This is a genomic window from Nocardioides scoriae (assembly GCF_900104965.1).
Taxonomy (GTDB): domain Bacteria; phylum Actinomycetota; class Actinomycetes; order Propionibacteriales; family Nocardioidaceae; genus Marmoricola; species Marmoricola scoriae.
In genome coordinates, this window is record NZ_LT629757.1 from 3,781,095 (window position 1) to 3,795,565 (window position 14,471).

Here is a 14,471-nt window from a genome sequence, read left to right on the forward strand (position 1 = left end):
CCAACAGGAGGACCCATGGGCAAGACCGGCCGCAAGCGCCGCGCTCGCAAGAAGAAGGGCGCGAACCACGGCAAGCGCCCCAACGCCTGAGCACCGCTCAGTCACCGAGCGCCACCCTCGAGCCCCGGACCCGTCGGTCCGGGGCTCTTGCGTTGCCGAGATGATGGACCCATGACGCCCCCGGACCCCACCCTCGACCTCGGCACCGCGCTGCTGCAGGGGCACGACATGATCGCCGAGAGCATCGCGGTGCACGACGCCCGCTGGGGCATGAGCAGCGCCACCGGCTGGTCGCTGGACCAGCGCGAGGGCCGCCTCGTGTGGACGTTCGAGCAGCACACCGTCTCCGCCGACGCCCAGATCCTCGGGTCGTGGAACAGCGAGGCAGGCAGCTTCGTGTGGGCCTGGGACAACGAGTCGATCCTGGCGCCGCTGTGCGAGGTCGCCGAGCGGGTGCGGGCGTACGGCGCGGAGCACGACGTCTTCGCCCTCACTGCCTCCCCGCTGCGGCTCGACGAGACCCGCGTGCGCGACCTGGTCGCGCTGGCCTACCGGGTCGGCGGCTGCACCGGCTTCTTCCACCCGACCGAGGGCCCGCTGACCAGCTACGTCGTCTTTGGCGAGGTCCGCATCGAGTTCGCCGACGGCGTCGTCGAGGACTTCGAGGTCCGGCTCCCGTGAGGCTCACCACCGACCTGCGGGCCGTCCTGGAGCGCACCGTCGGCGAGGCCGACACCGCCGCCGCGGTCGGGTCCGGCAGCCTGCCGGTGCTCGGCACCCCGGTGCTGCTGGCGTGGTGCGAGGCGGCCACCTGTGCGGCCCTGGAGCCGGCCCTGGACGCCGGGGAGACCAGCGTCGGCACCCGGGTCGCCCTGGAGCACCAGCGGCCCTCCGCGGTGGGGGCGGCGATCGAGCTGAGCGCCACCGTGGTGCACGTCGACGGCCGGCTCGTCCGGCTCAGCGTCGCCGCCCGCGAGGGGCAGCGGCTGGTGGCCTCCGGCGAGGTCACCCGGGTGGTCGTCGACGCCCAGAAGTTCCTCGCGCGACTCGGCTGACACGCCGGCCGGCGGGCGACTGGACGTCCTTTCCGGTCACCTGACGGCTGTTGCAACAGACGTCCAGCAGACGATTACCCGGACGTCCGGGTGATCAGCGGGCCAGCTCGAGCGCGTAGGCCAGCAACCGGACGCCGGGCACGGGGGACCAGTCGTCGGCGGGGCTGCGGGTGAAGCCCAGGCGCTCGTAGAGGCGGTGGGCGTCGTGCATGGTGGCCATCGTGGAGATCCGCAGGCCGGTGCAGCCCTCCTCGCGGGTCCGCTCGACGCAGCGCTCGACCAGCAGCCGGGCGACGCCGCGCCCGCGAGCCGCCGCCGCGACCGCGAGCATCCGGAACTCGCCCTCGCCCTCCCGGGCGATCTCGCGGTACGCCGAGCCGGCCGGGCAGTAGGTCACCGAGCCCAGCACCTCGCCGTCGGCGCGGGCCACCCACAGCTCGGCGCCCGCGGCGCGGCCGGCCGTGTCGGCCAGCCGGTCGACGTAGGGGTCGTCCGCGTCGACGAACCCGTCGGTGTACGCCGCGACCGTGAGCCGGCCGACCGCCGCCAGCTCGTCGGCCCGCGCGCGCCCGACCTCGGTCCCCGCCACCGGTCGCCGACGTCAGATGCCGAACGTGGCGCGGGGGTACGCCGCGTCGACGTCGGTGATCACGTTGACCAGGTAGGGGATGCCCGAGGCGAAGGCCCGGTCGAGGGCCGGGCCGATCTGACGCGGGTCGGTGACGGTCTCGCCCCCGCCGCCCAGCGCCGTGACCACCTGGTCGTAGCGGGTCCGCGGCGCCAGGTCGGCCACCACGTCGTAGCCGTAGAGCATCTGCATCGGGCCCTTCTCCAGGCCCCAGGCGGAGTTGTTGCCGCAGACCATGACGACCGGCAGGTCGTGGCGGACCAGGGTGTCGACGTCCATCAGCGACATCCCGGCGGCGCCGTCGCCGAGCAGCAGCACGACCTGCGCCGAGGGCCGGGCCAGCCGGGCCGCGATGGCCGAGCCGAGGCCGGCGCCGAGGCAGCCGTAGGGCCCGGGGTCCAGCCAGCCGCCGGGCCGCTTCGGCTCGACGTACTTGCCGGCGAAGGAGACGAAGTCGCCGCCGTCGCCGATGACCACGGAGTCCTCGGCCAGGCGCGGCACCAGCTCGCCGTAGATGCGGGCCGGGTGGATCGGGTCGGCCTCGGCGGAGAGCAGCGCGGCGTCGCGCTCGGCGGCCGCCTTGACGGTGCCCTGCAGGTCGGTGACCCAGCCCGACCAGTCGGGCCGGTGGGGCAGCGCCGCGACACCCTCGCGCAGGCCGTCGAGCGCCAGCGTCAGGTCGCCGTGCGCCGCGTCGGCGAGCTCGGCGTGGCCGCTCAGCTGGGCCTGCGAGTCGGCGACGTGCACCACCCGGGCGGGGGTGGCGCCGTCCTTGCCGCCGAAGACGCCGTAGCCGAGCCGGAAGTCCAGCGGCGTGCCGACCACCACGACCAGGTCGGCGCCGGTGAAGGCGGCGCCGCGGGCCTTGGTCACGAGCAGCGGGTGGCCGCCGGGGACCACGCCGCGGCCCATGCCGTTGGTGATGCAGGGCAGGCCGACCTCCTCGACCAGCCGCAGCGCCGCCTCCTCGGCGCCGTCGGCCCACACGTCGGTGCCGAGCACCAGCACCGGGCGCCGGGCCTCGCCCAGCAGCCGGGCGATCCGGGTCAGCGCCTCGGCCTCCGGCTCCTGGCGGGCGCGGGGGCCGACCGCCGGCCGCACGGCCGAGGTGGTGTCGAAGAAGGCGTCCATCGGCACGTCGACGAAGACCGGGCCGCGGTGGGAGGAGCCGGCCAGCGTGAACGCCTCGTCGATCCCGCCGGGCACCTCGGCCGCGGTGTGCAGGGTGCGCGCCGACTTCGAGACCGGGGCCAGGATCGGGGGCTGGTCGAGCTCCTGGAGCGAGCCGCTGCCCCAGCGGTTGGCGGGGGCGCGGCCGCCCACGACCACCAGCGGCGAGCCGTTGAACTGCGCCTGGGCGATGGCGCTGACGCCGTTGGTGACGCCCGGTCCGGCGGTGAGCACCGCCAGGCCGGGCACCCGGGTCAGCTTGCCCGTGGCCTCGGCGGCGAAGGCGGCCGTCTGCTCGTGGCGCACGTCGAGCAGCCGCATCGGCGGGTCGGCCTTCACGGCGCCGTCGTACATCGGGAACACGTGGGCGCCCGAGAGCGTGAACATCGTCTCGACGCCGTGGGAGCGGGCCACCTCGACCGCGTGGGCGCCGGAGTGGGCCTCGACGGCGCCGTCGTCGCCGGCGGTGGGCGAGGTGTCGGACTGCTCGGGAGCCTGGGTCATGCGGGTGAGGGTAGCCCTCGCAGCCGACGCCGCGGGGCCGTCCTACCCTGGTCCGGTGCCGTCGCTGCAGGTGCTCGCCCGGGAGCACACCTCGTTGTCGGACGCCGACGTCGAGTGGCTCTCGCTGCTCGTCGCCGACTGGCAGATCATCGCCGACCTGAGCTTCGCCGACCTCGTGCTGTGGCTCCCGGCCGCCGACGGCTCGGGCTTCTGGGCGGGCGCCCAGATGCGGCCCACCACCGGTCCCACGGCGTACGTCGACGACGTGGTCGGGTCCTTCCTCGCCGCCGGCCGCCGGCCGCTGGTCGACGCGGCCCTGCGCGACGGCCGGATCGCCCGCGAGGGCGACCCCGAGTGGCGCGACGACGTGCCGGTCCGGACCGAGGCGATCCCGGTGCGACGCGGGGAGCGCCTGATCGCCGTGGTCGGTCGCCACACCAACCTGCAGGGGGTCCGCACCCCGAGCCGGCTCGAGCTGTCCTACCTCCAGACGGCCAGCGAGCTGTCGCAGATGATCGCCCGCGGGGGCTTCCCCTTCCCCGGCGACCGCTCCGACCACGCCGACACCCCACGGGTGGGCGACGGCTTCATCCGGGTCGACGTCGCCGGCGCGGTGACCTACGCCAGCCCCAACGCGCTCTCGGTCTACCGCCGGCTGGGGCTGACCGGCGACCTCGCCGGCAAGTCGCTGGCGGGGGTGACCCGCGAGCTGGTGCCGCCAGCGATGCGGCCCGACGAGGAGAGCATCAGCGCGGTGCTGGGCGGCCGCCGGCCCCGCGACACCGAGCTGGGCAACGGTCAGGCGACGGTGATCGCGCGCTCGATCCCGCTGCGTCCCGAGGGCGAGCCGACGGGGGCGCTGGTGCTGCTGCGCGACGTGACCGAGCTGCGCCGCCGCGACCGCGAGCTGGTCACCAAGGACGCCACGATCCGCGAGATCCACCACCGGGTGAAGAACAACCTGCAGACGGTGGCCGCCCTGCTGCGGCTCCAGGCGCGACGCATCCGGGTGCCCGAGGGCCGGGTGGCGCTCGAGGAGGCCGTGCGTCGCGTCGGTGCGATCGCGGTCGTCCACGAGACCCTGAGCCAGGGCTTCGACGAGTCGGTCGACTTCGACGACGTCGCCGACCGGCTGACGCGGCTGGTCACCGACGTCGGCTCCGCGGGAGCCGCGATCTCGACGCGGCGGACGGGCTCGTTCGGCCCGATCGGCTCCGAGGCCGCGACCCCGCTGGCCATGGTGTTCACCGAGCTGCTCCAGAACGCCGTCGAGCACGCCTTCGGCGGAGGTGCCTCCCCGGGCCCCGGGCCCAGCGCGGCCGGCCGGGTCGAGGTGGCGTGCCGCCGCGAGGGCGCGGCCCTGCGCCTGGTCGTCGAGGACGACGGCGTGGGCCTGCCGGAGGGGTTCGCGCTCGAGTCGTCGGCCAGCCTCGGCCTGTCGATCGTGGCGACGCTGGTCGGGGAGCTCGGCGGGACCATCGAGCTCGGCTCGCGGGTCGACGGACCGGGCACGCGGGTGGTCGTCGACGTGCCGTCGGTGGAGCCGGTGGCGGTGCGCTAGGCGATCAGGTGGCGGTCAGGCCGGGCCGGGCCCGTCAGGCGGTGCGGACCCGCGACCGGGCGTTGCGACGCTTGAGCGCGCGGCGCTCGTCCTCGCTGAGGCCGCCCCACACGCCGTGGTCCTGCCCCGCCTCGAGCGCCCACGCGAGGCACTGCTCGCGCACGTCGCAGCGACGGCACACCTGCTTGGCCTCCTCGATCTGCATGATCGCGGGGCCGGTGTTGCCGATCGGGAAGAACAGTTCCGGGTCCTCTTCGAGGCACGCGGAACGGTGACGCCAATCCATGGGTGAGGGAATCCTCCGGGTACTAGTGGAACGAGCCCACTCAGATGTCCCGGCCAACGGTGATGGGGAGGTCGGGGGCGGCACGTCGGTCAGGTCGTGAACGGACGCACAAGCAAGATCGTTGCAACTTCGTTGCCCCAGCACAACCCCCCACCCTGGTCGCGTGGGTCACAGGAGGCCGAGGAATAGGCTCGACCCATGAGCTCCGACCCCCAGGACCCGCGCGTCCCGGCTGCTCCCACGCCGCTCGTCGCGGCTGCGGGGATGACCTTCGTCCAGGGCCTGCTGGTCACCCTGGGAGCCGTGGTCGAGCTGTTCTCGCTCGACCGCGAGCGGGTGGTGCTGGGGCTGACCACCACGCTGTTCTTCGCGGCGTACGGCCTGACCCTGGTGGCGTGCGCCTGGGGCATGCGGCAGGTCCGGCCGTGGTCGCGCGGACCCGTGCTGCTGGCGCAGCTGGTCTGGCTCGGCCTGGCGTGGAACCTGCGCGAGACCTGGCCGCTGAGCGTGGCCCTGGTGGTCACCGCCGCCGTGGTGCTCGCCGGGCTGCTGCACCCGCGCTCGATCGACGCGCTGGAGACCGCCCGCGCCGAGCGCGAGGGCTGAGCGCGCGGGCTGGACGCGCAGGGGCTGGACGCGCGGGGGTCGGGCGCCCGTCCAGCGGCTAGCCGACCTCGCGCATCTCGGTGCGCAGCTGCTCCAGGGTGCGGTTGAGCAGGCGGGAGACGTGCATCTGGGAGACCCCGATCTCCTGGGCGATCTGCGACTGGGTCATGCCGCCGAAGAAGCGCAGCAGCAGGATGCGGCGCTCGCGGGCCGGCAGGGTCTCGATGAGGGGCTTGATGGACTCGCGGATCTCGACGTGGGCCAGCGCCTCGTCGTCCTCGCCGAGCTGGGCGAGCATGCTGCCGGCCGAGTCCTCGCCCTCCTCGCCCGCGTCGAGCGAGATGGTGGCGTAGGCGTTGGCCGACTCCAGGCCCTCGAGGACGTCCTCGACCTCGACCCCGAGCTTCTCGGCGATCTCGCCGGGCGTGGGGGAGCGGCCGAGGTCCTGGGACAGCTGGGCGGTGGCGCTGCTGATCGACATCCGCAGCTCCTGGAGCCGCCGCGGCACCCGGATCGCCCACCCCTTGTCACGGAAGTGGCGCTTGATTTCGCCGATGATCGTCGGGGTGGCGTACGTCGAGAACTCGACCCCGCGGTCGTCGTCGAAGCGGTCGACGGCCTTGATCAGCCCGATGGTGCCGACCTGCACGAGGTCCTCGAGCGGCTCGCCGCGGTTGAGGAAGCGCCGGGCGCAGTGCTCGACGAGCGGCAGGTGCAGCCGGACCAGGTCCTCGCGGCAGCGGCGCTGGTCGAGCGCCTCCACGCCGTCGGCGTGCATCCGGGCGAACAGGGCGTGGCTGCGGACCTTGGTCTCGGCGCTGGAGAGCTGGGGGAGACGCCAGGTGCCACCGGAGCGCCCCCCGAGCGATGACACGCCTCAGGCCGTGATGCTCGAGCGGACGGTGAACGACACCCACAGCAGGGCACCCTCGCGGTGCGTGCGCACGTCGCTGGTGAGCGCGGTGAGCACCTGCCACCCGAAGCTATCGGAGTCGGGCTCGGACCCGGGCTCGGAGTCGGCCGAGATCGAGACCCGGATCGAGCCGTCGCTGAGGTCGAAGCTCGCCCGCAGGTCGCCGCGGGCCGAGGCGTGCTCGAGGACCAGCGCGCAGGCCTCGCCCACGGCCATCCGCAGGTCCTCGATGTCGTCGAGGGTGAAGTCCAGACGGGCGGCGAGGCCGGCCGTGGTCATGCGGAGCACAGCGACGTAGGCGCTCTCGGCCGGGAGGCGGAGCTCGACGTCGGGACGGTTGCTCACGGTGGGGCCCTCCGGGGTGACGACGCTGGTGCTCGTCACCCTAGTCCGAGACGAACCGAGACGTGCGGGGTTCGAAATGTCCGGGCGTGGCCCAGGGGACCCCGGACGCACCACGGCCCCCGGTCGGTGGACCGGGGGCCGTGGACGAGCTGCTCGGGCCTTCCGTGCGTCAGCGCTTCGCGGGCTCAGCGCTTCCTCGGGACGAGAAGCCCTTCGCTGCGCTCAGGCCTTCTTCGTCTCCCAGAAGATCTCGGCGATCTCGTCGATCTTGGCCAGCAGCTGGTCGGCCACGGCCTCGTCGAGCTCGCCCTTGGTGCCGCTCGCGCCGGCCAGCTTGGTGGCCTCGTTCACGAGCTGGTGCAGCTGGGGGTACTTCTCGAAGTGCGGGGGCTTGAAGTAGTCGGTCCACAGCACCCACAGGTGGTGCTTGACCAGCTCGGAGCGCTGCTCCTTGATGAGGATCGCGCGGGTGCGGAAGTCGGGGTCGTCGTTGTCGGCGACCTTCTTGATGACGGCCTTGATCGACTCGGCCTCGATGCGGGCCTGGGCGGGGTCGTACACGCCGCAGGGGAGATCGCAGTGGGCGGAGACCTCGATGGTCGGGGCGAACAGGTGCTTCAGCATGCGGTGTGTTCCTCTCACGTGGGACGTGGTGGGCCGGGGCGCCGTGACGGCGTCGGCGGCCTGGCTTGCGACACTACTCCGGACGGCGGGCGTCGAGGCACGAGGTACCCGGAGGAGAAGGCTTTGAATCGTCGCTGGGGCATGGCCCTGGTGAGGGGTCGCTCGATGGAGCCGACGCTGCACGAGGGCGACCGCCTCCTGGTGCGGTACGCCGCGCCCCCGCGTCGCGGCGACGTCGCCATGGTGCGCTTCGCCGACGGCGTGGTGGCGGTCAAGCGCCTCGAGCACCACGACCACGACGGCTGGTGGGTGGGCCGCGACAACCCGGTCGAGGGACGGGACTCGTGGTCGGCAGGCGCGGTCGCCGACGACGCGGTCCTCGCCACCGTGCGGCTGCGCCTGTGGCCCCGGCCCGGCCGCCTGTCGGATCCCGCCGCCGGCCGCTGAGGCGCGGGTCACATCGTCGCGGTGGGCGTTCCTCCCCGGACGCCCCTGTGTGAGGATGTCGACGGGTCACCCCCCACGCCCAGCGGCTCCGCGGCCTCACACCGGCCGGCGTCGAGCCGCCCCTCTCTCCCGACCCTCCCAGGACGGTTCTGTCTCCCATGGCTCCCGACTCCACCCCCACCACCGTGACCCCCGGCACCGCCCCGGCCCCCGAGCCGGCGCCCGCCGACGCCGGCGCCTCGGCCCGCGCGGCCGACCCCGTCTTCGCGCTCCACGTCGGCGGCAAGATGGAGATCACCTCGCGGGTCGCGCTCGACGGTCCCGACGAGCTGTCGATGGCCTACACGCCCGGCGTGGCCCGGGTCTGCCAGGCCATCGCCGAGGACGCCGCCCTGGCCGACGACTACACCTGGGTGCCGAACACGGTCGCGATCGTCACCGACGGCACCGCGGTGCTGGGCCTGGGCGACATCGGACCCCGGGCCGCGATGCCCGTGATGGAGGGCAAGGCCGTGCTGTTCAAGCAGTTCGGGGGCGTGGACGGCGTCCCGATCTGCCTCGACACCGTCGACGTCGACGAGATCGTCGAGACCGTGGTGCGGATGGCGCCGAGCTTCGGCGGCATCAACCTCGAGGACATCTCCGCCCCCCGCTGCTTCGAGATCGAGGACCGGCTCAAGCAGCGCCTCTCGATCCCGGTCTTCCACGACGACCAGCACGGCACGGCCGTGGTGGTGCTGGCGGCGCTCGAGAACGCGCTGCGGCTGACCGGTCGCCTGGCCGAGACCACCCGGGTGGTGGTCTCCGGGGCCGGCGCGGCCGGAGTCGCGGTCACCAAGATCCTGCTCGCCGCCGGCCTGTCCGACATCGCCGTCACCGACCGCAAGGGCGTGCTGCACGGCGACCGCGAGGACCTCAACGACTCCAAGCGGGCGCTGGCCCAGCTGACGGCCGACCGCACCGGCCGCACCGGCGCGCTGGCCGACGTCATGGACGGTGCCGACGTCTTCATCGGCCTGTCGGGCGGCACGGTCCCCGAGGAGGTCGTCGCCACGATGGCCGCCGACGCCATCGTCTTCGGCCTGGCCAACCCCACCCCGGAGGTCCACCCCGACGTCGCGCACCGCCACGCCCGGGTGGTGGCGACCGGCCGCTCGGACTTCCCCAACCAGATCAACAACGTGCTGGCGTTCCCCGGCATCTTCCGCGGCGCCTTCGACGCGCGGGCCACCGCGATCACCGAGGGCATGAAGCTGGCCGCGGCCGACGCGCTGGCGGCGCTGGTGGCCGACGAGGCCCGCGAGGACCTCGTCATCCCCTCGCCCTTCGACCCGCGCGTGGGTCCGGCCGTCGCCGCCGCGGTCGCCGCCGCGGCCCGGGCGGACGGGGTGGCGCGTCGGTGACCGGCCGCTAGGGTCGGGCCATGTTCGCCGTCTACGCCGAGTCCTTCTCCTCCGACGACCCGCTGTCCGGCCTGGTGGTCGGGGAGCGACCCGATCCCGAGGTCCCCGACGGGTGGACCACGGTCACCGTGAAGGCCGCCTCGCTCAACCACCACGACCTGTGGTCGCTGCGCGGCGTCGGCCTGCGCGAGGAGGCGCTGCCCATGATCCTGGGCTGCGACGCGGCCGGGGTCGACGAGGACGGCAACGACGTGGTCGTCCACGCCGTCATCAGCGACCCGTCGTGGAGCGGTGACGAGACCTTCGACCCGAAGCGGTCGCTGCTGAGCGAGCGCCACCAGGGCACCTTCGCCGACAAGGTCGCCGTGCCGCGGCGCAACGTGGTGCCCAAGCCGGCTTCGCTGTCGTTCGAGCAGGCCGCCTGCCTGCCGACCGCGTGGCTCACGGCCTACCGGATGCTCTTCACCCAGGGCGGCTTCCGTGCCGGCGACACCGTGCTCGTCCAGGGCGCGGGCGGTGGCGTGGCCACCGCCGCGATCGTGCTCGCCCGGGCCGGTGGCCTGCGCGTGCTCGCCACCAGCCGCGACGAGGCCAAGCGGGCCAAGGCGCTCGAGCTCGGCGCCCACGAGGTCTTCGAGTCCGGCGCCCGGCTGCCCGTCAAGGTCGACGGCGTCATCGAGACCGTCGGCCGCGCCACGTGGTCGCACTCCATCCGCGCGCTGCGGCCCGGGGGCACCCTGGTCACCTCCGGCACCACCTCGGGCCCCCAGCTCGACGACGCCGAGCTGACCCGCATCTTCTTCCTTCAGCTGCGCGTCGTCGGCTCGACCATGGGCACCCGCACCGAGCTGGCCAGCCTGGTCTCGCTGCTCGACTCCACCGGCACGGTGCCGCTCGTCGACCGCGTGCTGCCCATGGAGCAGGCCGCCGACGGCTTCGCCGCCATGGCCGGCGGCGACCTGTTCGGCAAGGTCGTCTTCACCCGATGAAGGCGGCCGAGGACCGGCGCACCCACCTGGTGACGGGCGCCGGCTCCGGGATCGGCGGCGCCGTCGCGCGGGTGCTCCTGGAGCGCGGCGACGAGCTGGTGCTGCTGGCCCGCGACGCCTCCCGGGCCGAGGACCTCGCCACCGACTTCCCGGGCGCCCGGACCCTGGTGGCCGACCTCGCCGACGTGGCCTCGCTGGCCACGCTCGACCTGACCGGCCCTCTCGACTCGGTGGTGCACGCCGCCGGGGTGGTCGAGCTCGGTCCGGTCGGGCACCTCTCCGCCGGTGCCTGGCGCTCCCAGCTCGACGTCAACCTGCTCGCCCCCGCCGAGCTCACCCGGGTGGCGCTGCCGGCCCTGCGCGCGGCCCGCGGCACCGTGGTGTTCGTCAACTCCGGGGCCGGCCTGCGCGCCAACCCCGACTGGGCGGCGTACGCCGCGTCGAAGTTCGGCCTGCGGGCGCTCGCCGACGCGCTGCGCCAGGAGGAGGCCGCGCACGGCGTCCGGGTGACCACGGTCTACCCCGGCCGGACGGCGACGCCGATGCAGGAGCAGGTGCACGCCCAGGAGGGGCGCGACTACGACCCGTCCGCGTGGATCCAGCCCGCGACCGTGGCGGCGGCGGTCGTGCACGCGCTCGACCTGCCGGCCGACGCCACCATCCCCGACGTGACCGTCAGCCCCGGCCCGGCCGCATCGGGGTGACCGCGGCGTGCCGGCGGCTCTCCTCGTGCTCGGAGGACCGCCAGCGCAGCGAGCCGACCAGCAGCATCCGCAGCTGCGTGCGGGCACGCTCGGCGATCACCTCCTCGGCGTCCGGACGGGCGCCGAGGATCGCCTCGGTCGTGCCCACCAGCAGCGTGACGATGAGGTTGGCCAGCACGCCGAGGTCCTCGGTCGACCAGAAGTCGGGGTCGGTGAGGCGGGCCAGGTCGGTGGCCAGCTCGCGCTCGACCAGCTCGATCTGGTGCAGGATCGCCGAGCGCACCGCGGGCGGCCCGGCGCTGCGCTCGCGGGCGATGAAGGCGAAGTGGGCGCGCCGCGAGCGGCAGTGCTCGACCAGCACCGTGATCGAGCTGTCGATGATGTCGGTGTAGTCGGGGTCGGTGCGGCGCACGTCGCGCAGCATCGCGCGCAGCGAGGCGAACGAGTCCTCGACCAGCGCCAGCCCGAGGTCCTCGATCGAGGCGAAGTGGCGGTAGAACGCGGTCGGCACGATGCCGACCTCCTTGGCCACCTGCCGCAGCGAGAGGGCGACCAGGCTGCTGTCCTCGCAGAGCACCAGGGCGGCGTCCATGATGGCCCGGCGGGTGCGCTCCTTGCGCTCGCCGCGCGTCTGGGCGGGGACGTCCCTGCCCCCCGGGCGCGCGCTCCCCGAGACCGGAGCGGTGGCGGGCGGTTCCATGGGCCAGCAGCCTACTCGTCCGGGGCGGCGGGCCGGACGTCGCGCGGGGGCATCCGGTCGTCGACCCGGCGTCCGTCGAGGTGCACCGAGCGCACCCGCTCGCGCAGGCCGGACACGTCGCCGGGGTCGCCGTCGACCACGACGAGGTCGGCCCGCGCGCCCGGCTCGAGCGTCCCGCGGTCCCGTCGTACGCCGAGCAGCTCGGCCGCCGACCCGGTCGTGGCGTGCAGCGCCGCGAGCGGGGACAGGCCCGCGTCGACCATGAGGCCGAGCTCCTCGAGGTTGGTGCCGTGGGGGCCGACGCCGCAGTCGGTGCCCATGGCGATCCGGACCCCGGCCTCGTGGGCGCGGCGGACGCTGTCGGCGTGGGCGAGCGACACGTCGTGCGCCTTGGCCACCACCGCGGCGGGCAGCGGCAGGCCGGCCTCCGCGGCGCGGATGACGGCCCGGGGGGCGTGCAGCGTGGGCACCAGCCAGGCGTCGCGCTCGAGCATCAGGTCGATGGCCTCGTCGTCGAGGAAGATGCCGTGCTCGATCGACCGGACGCCGTTGCGCACGGCCGCCTTGATGCCCTCCGCGCCCTGGGCGTGGGCCATCACGCTGATCCCGGCGGCCGTGGCCTCGGCCACCATGACGGCGATCTCGTCGTCGCGGAAGTGGGCGTGGCGGGGGTCGTCGTGGGGGGAGAGCACCCCGCCGGTCGTGGCCACCTTGATGACGTCGGCGCCGGCCCGGATGATCTCGCGGACCCGGCGCCGCACCTCGTCGGGACCGTCGACGACACCGCTGGGGCGGCCGGGGTGCGGCACGAAGAACGGCACGTCGCCGCCGCACACGCCCCAGTCGTCGCCGTGGCCGCCGGTCTGGCTGAGCATGATGATCGACAGCTGCATCCGCGGCCCGGCGACCAGGCCGCGCTCGACCGCCGTCCGGATCCCGAGGTCGGCCCCGCCGGCGTCGCGCACCGTGGTGACGCCGGTCGCGAGGGTCGCCGCCAGGTTGGCGGCCGCGGCGTAGAACTGCAGGCTGAAGGGCGTCTCGATGATCTGCATGACGCTGGGGGCGTCGAGGGTCACGTGGACGTGGCAGTCGAAGAAGCCGGGGGAGACGAAGCCGCCCGTGCAGTCGACGACCTCGTCGCCGTCCAGGTCGGTGCCGACCTCCACGACGCGGCCGTCCTCGACGACCACGTCACCGGGGGCTGCCGGCGCGGTCGTCCCGTCGTACACCTGTCCGCCCGAGAAGAGGATGCGTGTCACCCGGTCGACCCTAGCCCCACCGCGGCGGTGTGACGCTGCTCGCGCGTCCCGCTTGCGGGAGCCCGCCACACGGCGGTCGTGTCCGGCGTCACCCGTCGATCTCCTTGACCCTCCGGGAGCCACCCACCAGCATTGAGTGCACAGATGTTCACCCAAGAGGAGGAGAACCCATGGCACCGCTGACCGAACGCGTGCTCGGCTCCAAGATCCTCGGCGCGCTCACCTCGCCGCACGGGGTCGACCGCTACCTGGAGCTGGTGAACCCGATGTGGGCCGCCACCGAGGTCCGCGCCCGGGTCGTCGAGGTGGTCCGCGAGACCTCCGGCGAGCACCCGGTCGCCACCGTGCGGCTCCAGCCCACCCGCACCTGGCGCGGCCACCGCGCCGGCCAGTACGTCCAGGTCGGCATCGAGGTCCCCGGCGCCCGACGCACCACCCGCATCTTCTCCATCTCCTCGGCCGAGTCCGGCCCGGGGGAGGAGTTCACGATCACCGTGCGCGCCCACGCCGAGGGCCTGGTCAGCAAGTACCTCGTCCACGAGGCGCAGCCCGGCCTCACGGTCCACCTGAGCCAGGCGGAGGGCGAGTTCACCCTCCACGAGAGCCCGGCGACGCCGAGCAACAACCACCTGCTCTACATCACCGGCGGCTCGGGCATCACGCCCGCGATGTCGCACGTGCGGACGCTGCTGCGCGACGGGTACGACGGCCGCGCCAACCGCAAGGTGACGTTCCTGCACTACGCCCGCAGCGCCGAGGACCAGATCTTCGCCGAGGAGCTGCAGCGCATCGCCTGGGGCGACAACCACGTCTCGGTGCACCTGCGCTACGGCGAGGACACCTTCACCGAGGCGGCGCTGCGCCGCCTGGTCCCCGACTTCGAGCGCACCGACACCTGGGCCTGCGGCCCGGCGCCGATGATGGAGCTGGTCTCCGCGGCGTACGACGGGTCCCCGCGGCTGCGGACCGAGTTCTTCAAGCTCGGTGCGCGCGGTGCCAGCGGGACCGCCGGGGGCGAGGTCGTCTTCGAGCGCTCCGGCGCCCAGGCCGCCAACACCGGCGACTCGATCCTCGAGCAGGCGGAGGCCGCCGGCCTCACCCCGGAGTTCGGCTGCCGGATGGGCATCTGCTTCTCCTGCACCGCCCGCAAGTGCGAGGGCACCGTGCGCAACGTGCTGACCGGCGAGGAGTCCTCGCTGCCCGACGAGGAGATCCGCGTGTGCGTCTCCGCCCCCGTCGGCGACGTCGTCGTCGACCTCTGAGCCACCCCGACCACC

Annotated in this window: 18 protein-coding genes; 10 read left to right on the plus strand and 8 right to left on the minus strand. The window is 74.1% G+C overall.

All coding sequences use genetic code 11. The annotated features are described in order from the left end of the window. Window positions 1-15: 15 nt before the first annotated feature. The 3 genes from BLU55_RS20170 to BLU55_RS17950 all read left to right on the plus strand — a co-directional run bounded on the left by BLU55_RS20170 (window position 16) and on the right by BLU55_RS17950 (window position 1,055). Window positions 16-90 carry a 50S ribosomal protein bL37 gene (locus tag BLU55_RS20170; RefSeq protein WP_369759046.1) on the plus strand — a complete coding sequence of 25 codons (75 nt, stop codon included), beginning with the start codon at window positions 16-18 and terminating at the stop codon, window positions 88-90. Between the two features lie 81 nt (window positions 91-171). Further along, window positions 172-681 (plus strand): DUF6882 domain-containing protein, encoded by a 510-nt coding sequence (locus BLU55_RS17945; RefSeq protein ID WP_091732564.1) that lies wholly within the window; start codon window positions 172-174, stop codon window positions 679-681. Continuing rightward, the gene (locus BLU55_RS17950; protein ID WP_091732567.1) at window positions 678-1,055 is read left to right on the plus strand and encodes a thioesterase family protein; all 378 of its coding nucleotides are present in this window, start codon (window positions 678-680) and stop codon (window positions 1,053-1,055) included. The genes BLU55_RS17945 and BLU55_RS17950 overlap by 4 nt, the downstream gene beginning before the upstream one ends. A gap of 94 nt (window positions 1,056-1,149) precedes the next feature. Here the strand turns inward: BLU55_RS17950 and BLU55_RS17955 are convergent, their stop codons facing one another. After that, window positions 1,150-1,644 carry a GNAT family N-acetyltransferase gene (locus BLU55_RS17955; protein WP_091732570.1) on the minus strand — a complete coding sequence of 165 codons (495 nt, stop codon included), beginning with the start codon at window positions 1,642-1,644 and terminating at the stop codon, window positions 1,150-1,152. A gap of 12 nt (window positions 1,645-1,656) precedes the next feature. Further along, entirely contained in the window at window positions 1,657-3,357 is a 1,701-nt protein-coding gene (locus BLU55_RS17960) for an acetolactate synthase (RefSeq protein WP_091732572.1), read from the minus strand. A 55-nt stretch (window positions 3,358-3,412) separates the two neighbouring features. Between BLU55_RS17960 and BLU55_RS17965 the strand changes: the two genes are divergently transcribed. Next, complete coding sequence (locus BLU55_RS17965; protein WP_091734218.1) at window positions 3,413-4,918, plus strand: sensor histidine kinase; 1,506 nt, start codon at window positions 3,413-3,415, stop codon at window positions 4,916-4,918. Window positions 4,919-4,952: 34 nt separating this feature from the next. On the opposite strand, the gene BLU55_RS17970 is transcribed toward BLU55_RS17965, so the two are convergent. Next, window positions 4,953-5,204: a WhiB family transcriptional regulator gene (locus tag BLU55_RS17970; RefSeq protein ID WP_091732574.1), complete on the minus strand. Its 252-nt coding sequence runs from the start codon at window positions 5,202-5,204 to the stop codon at window positions 4,953-4,955. Window positions 5,205-5,402: 198 nt separating this feature from the next. On the opposite strand from BLU55_RS17970, the gene BLU55_RS17975 reads away from it, so the two are divergent. Beyond that, entirely contained in the window at window positions 5,403-5,810 is a 408-nt protein-coding gene (locus tag BLU55_RS17975; RefSeq protein ID WP_091732577.1) for a hypothetical protein, read from the plus strand. 58 nt (window positions 5,811-5,868) lie between these two features. On the opposite strand, the gene BLU55_RS17980 is transcribed toward BLU55_RS17975, so the two are convergent. From BLU55_RS17980 to sodN, 3 genes are all read right to left on the minus strand, one after another. Then, entirely contained in the window at window positions 5,869-6,684 is an 816-nt protein-coding gene (locus BLU55_RS17980; protein WP_231916945.1) for an RNA polymerase sigma factor SigF, read from the minus strand. 3 nt (window positions 6,685-6,687) lie between these two features. Further along, window positions 6,688-7,068 (minus strand): ATP-binding protein, encoded by a 381-nt coding sequence (locus tag BLU55_RS17985; protein ID WP_091734222.1) that lies wholly within the window; start codon window positions 7,066-7,068, stop codon window positions 6,688-6,690. Window positions 7,069-7,290: 222 nt separating this feature from the next. Next, window positions 7,291-7,692, minus strand: coding sequence for a superoxide dismutase, Ni (sodN, locus tag BLU55_RS17990; RefSeq protein ID WP_091732579.1), 402 nt, complete (start codon window positions 7,690-7,692; stop codon window positions 7,291-7,293). 123 nt (window positions 7,693-7,815) lie between these two features. On the opposite strand from sodN, the gene BLU55_RS17995 reads away from it, so the two are divergent. From BLU55_RS17995 to BLU55_RS18010, 4 genes are all read left to right on the plus strand, one after another. Continuing rightward, window positions 7,816-8,139: a S24 family peptidase gene (locus tag BLU55_RS17995; RefSeq protein WP_231916946.1), complete on the plus strand. Its 324-nt coding sequence runs from the start codon at window positions 7,816-7,818 to the stop codon at window positions 8,137-8,139. 158 nt (window positions 8,140-8,297) lie between these two features. Further along, entirely contained in the window at window positions 8,298-9,542 is a 1,245-nt protein-coding gene (locus BLU55_RS18000; RefSeq protein WP_091732585.1) for an NAD(P)-dependent malic enzyme, read from the plus strand. A 20-nt stretch (window positions 9,543-9,562) separates the two neighbouring features. Next, on the plus strand, window positions 9,563-10,531 hold the full coding sequence (locus BLU55_RS18005) for a zinc-binding dehydrogenase (RefSeq protein WP_091732588.1): 969 nt from the start codon (window positions 9,563-9,565) through the stop codon (window positions 10,529-10,531). Further along, window positions 10,528-11,235, plus strand: a complete 708-nt coding sequence (locus BLU55_RS18010; RefSeq protein WP_091732590.1) for an SDR family oxidoreductase — start codon at window positions 10,528-10,530, stop codon at window positions 11,233-11,235. Before BLU55_RS18005 ends, BLU55_RS18010 begins: the two co-directional genes overlap by 4 nt. On the opposite strand, the gene BLU55_RS18015 is transcribed toward BLU55_RS18010, so the two are convergent. Together BLU55_RS18015 and BLU55_RS18020 are read right to left on the minus strand one after the other, a co-directional pair. Further along, window positions 11,207-11,935, minus strand: a complete 729-nt coding sequence (locus tag BLU55_RS18015) for a TetR family transcriptional regulator (protein WP_091732593.1) — start codon at window positions 11,933-11,935, stop codon at window positions 11,207-11,209. The two genes, BLU55_RS18010 and BLU55_RS18015, sit on opposite strands and share 29 nt — an antisense overlap. Before the next feature lie 11 nt (window positions 11,936-11,946). Then, a complete protein-coding gene (locus BLU55_RS18020) occupies window positions 11,947-13,194 on the minus strand; it encodes a metal-dependent hydrolase family protein (RefSeq protein WP_091732596.1) in 1,248 nt (415 codons plus the stop codon). Between the two features lie 170 nt (window positions 13,195-13,364). Between BLU55_RS18020 and BLU55_RS18025 the strand changes: the two genes are divergently transcribed. After that, on the plus strand, window positions 13,365-14,456 hold the full coding sequence (locus BLU55_RS18025) for a flavin reductase family protein (RefSeq protein WP_091732600.1): 1,092 nt from the start codon (window positions 13,365-13,367) through the stop codon (window positions 14,454-14,456). Window positions 14,457-14,471: the final 15 nt, after the last annotated feature.

Excerpts from the sequence above, each read along its gene's own strand:
- sodN (WP_091732579.1), bottom strand. The coding sequence starts at position 7,692 with ATGCTGAAGCACCTGTTCGCCCCGACCATCGAGGTCTCCGCCCACTGC.
- BLU55_RS17970 (WP_091732574.1), bottom strand. The coding sequence starts at position 5,204 with ATGGATTGGCGTCACCGTTCCGCGTGCCTCGAAGAGGACCCGGAACTG.
- BLU55_RS17960 (WP_091732572.1), bottom strand. The coding sequence starts at position 3,357 with ATGACCCAGGCTCCCGAGCAGTCCGACACCTCGCCCACCGCCGGCGAC.
- BLU55_RS18000 (WP_091732585.1), top strand. The coding sequence starts at position 8,298 with ATGGCTCCCGACTCCACCCCCACCACCGTGACCCCCGGCACCGCCCCG.
- BLU55_RS17945 (WP_091732564.1), top strand. The coding sequence starts at position 172 with ATGACGCCCCCGGACCCCACCCTCGACCTCGGCACCGCGCTGCTGCAG.
- BLU55_RS18025 (WP_091732600.1), top strand. The coding sequence starts at position 13,365 with ATGGCACCGCTGACCGAACGCGTGCTCGGCTCCAAGATCCTCGGCGCG.
- BLU55_RS18015 (WP_091732593.1), bottom strand. The coding sequence starts at position 11,935 with ATGGAACCGCCCGCCACCGCTCCGGTCTCGGGGAGCGCGCGCCCGGGG.
- BLU55_RS18010 (WP_091732590.1), top strand. The coding sequence starts at position 10,528 with ATGAAGGCGGCCGAGGACCGGCGCACCCACCTGGTGACGGGCGCCGGC.
- BLU55_RS17975 (WP_091732577.1), top strand. The coding sequence starts at position 5,403 with ATGAGCTCCGACCCCCAGGACCCGCGCGTCCCGGCTGCTCCCACGCCG.
- BLU55_RS18005 (WP_091732588.1), top strand. The coding sequence starts at position 9,563 with ATGTTCGCCGTCTACGCCGAGTCCTTCTCCTCCGACGACCCGCTGTCC.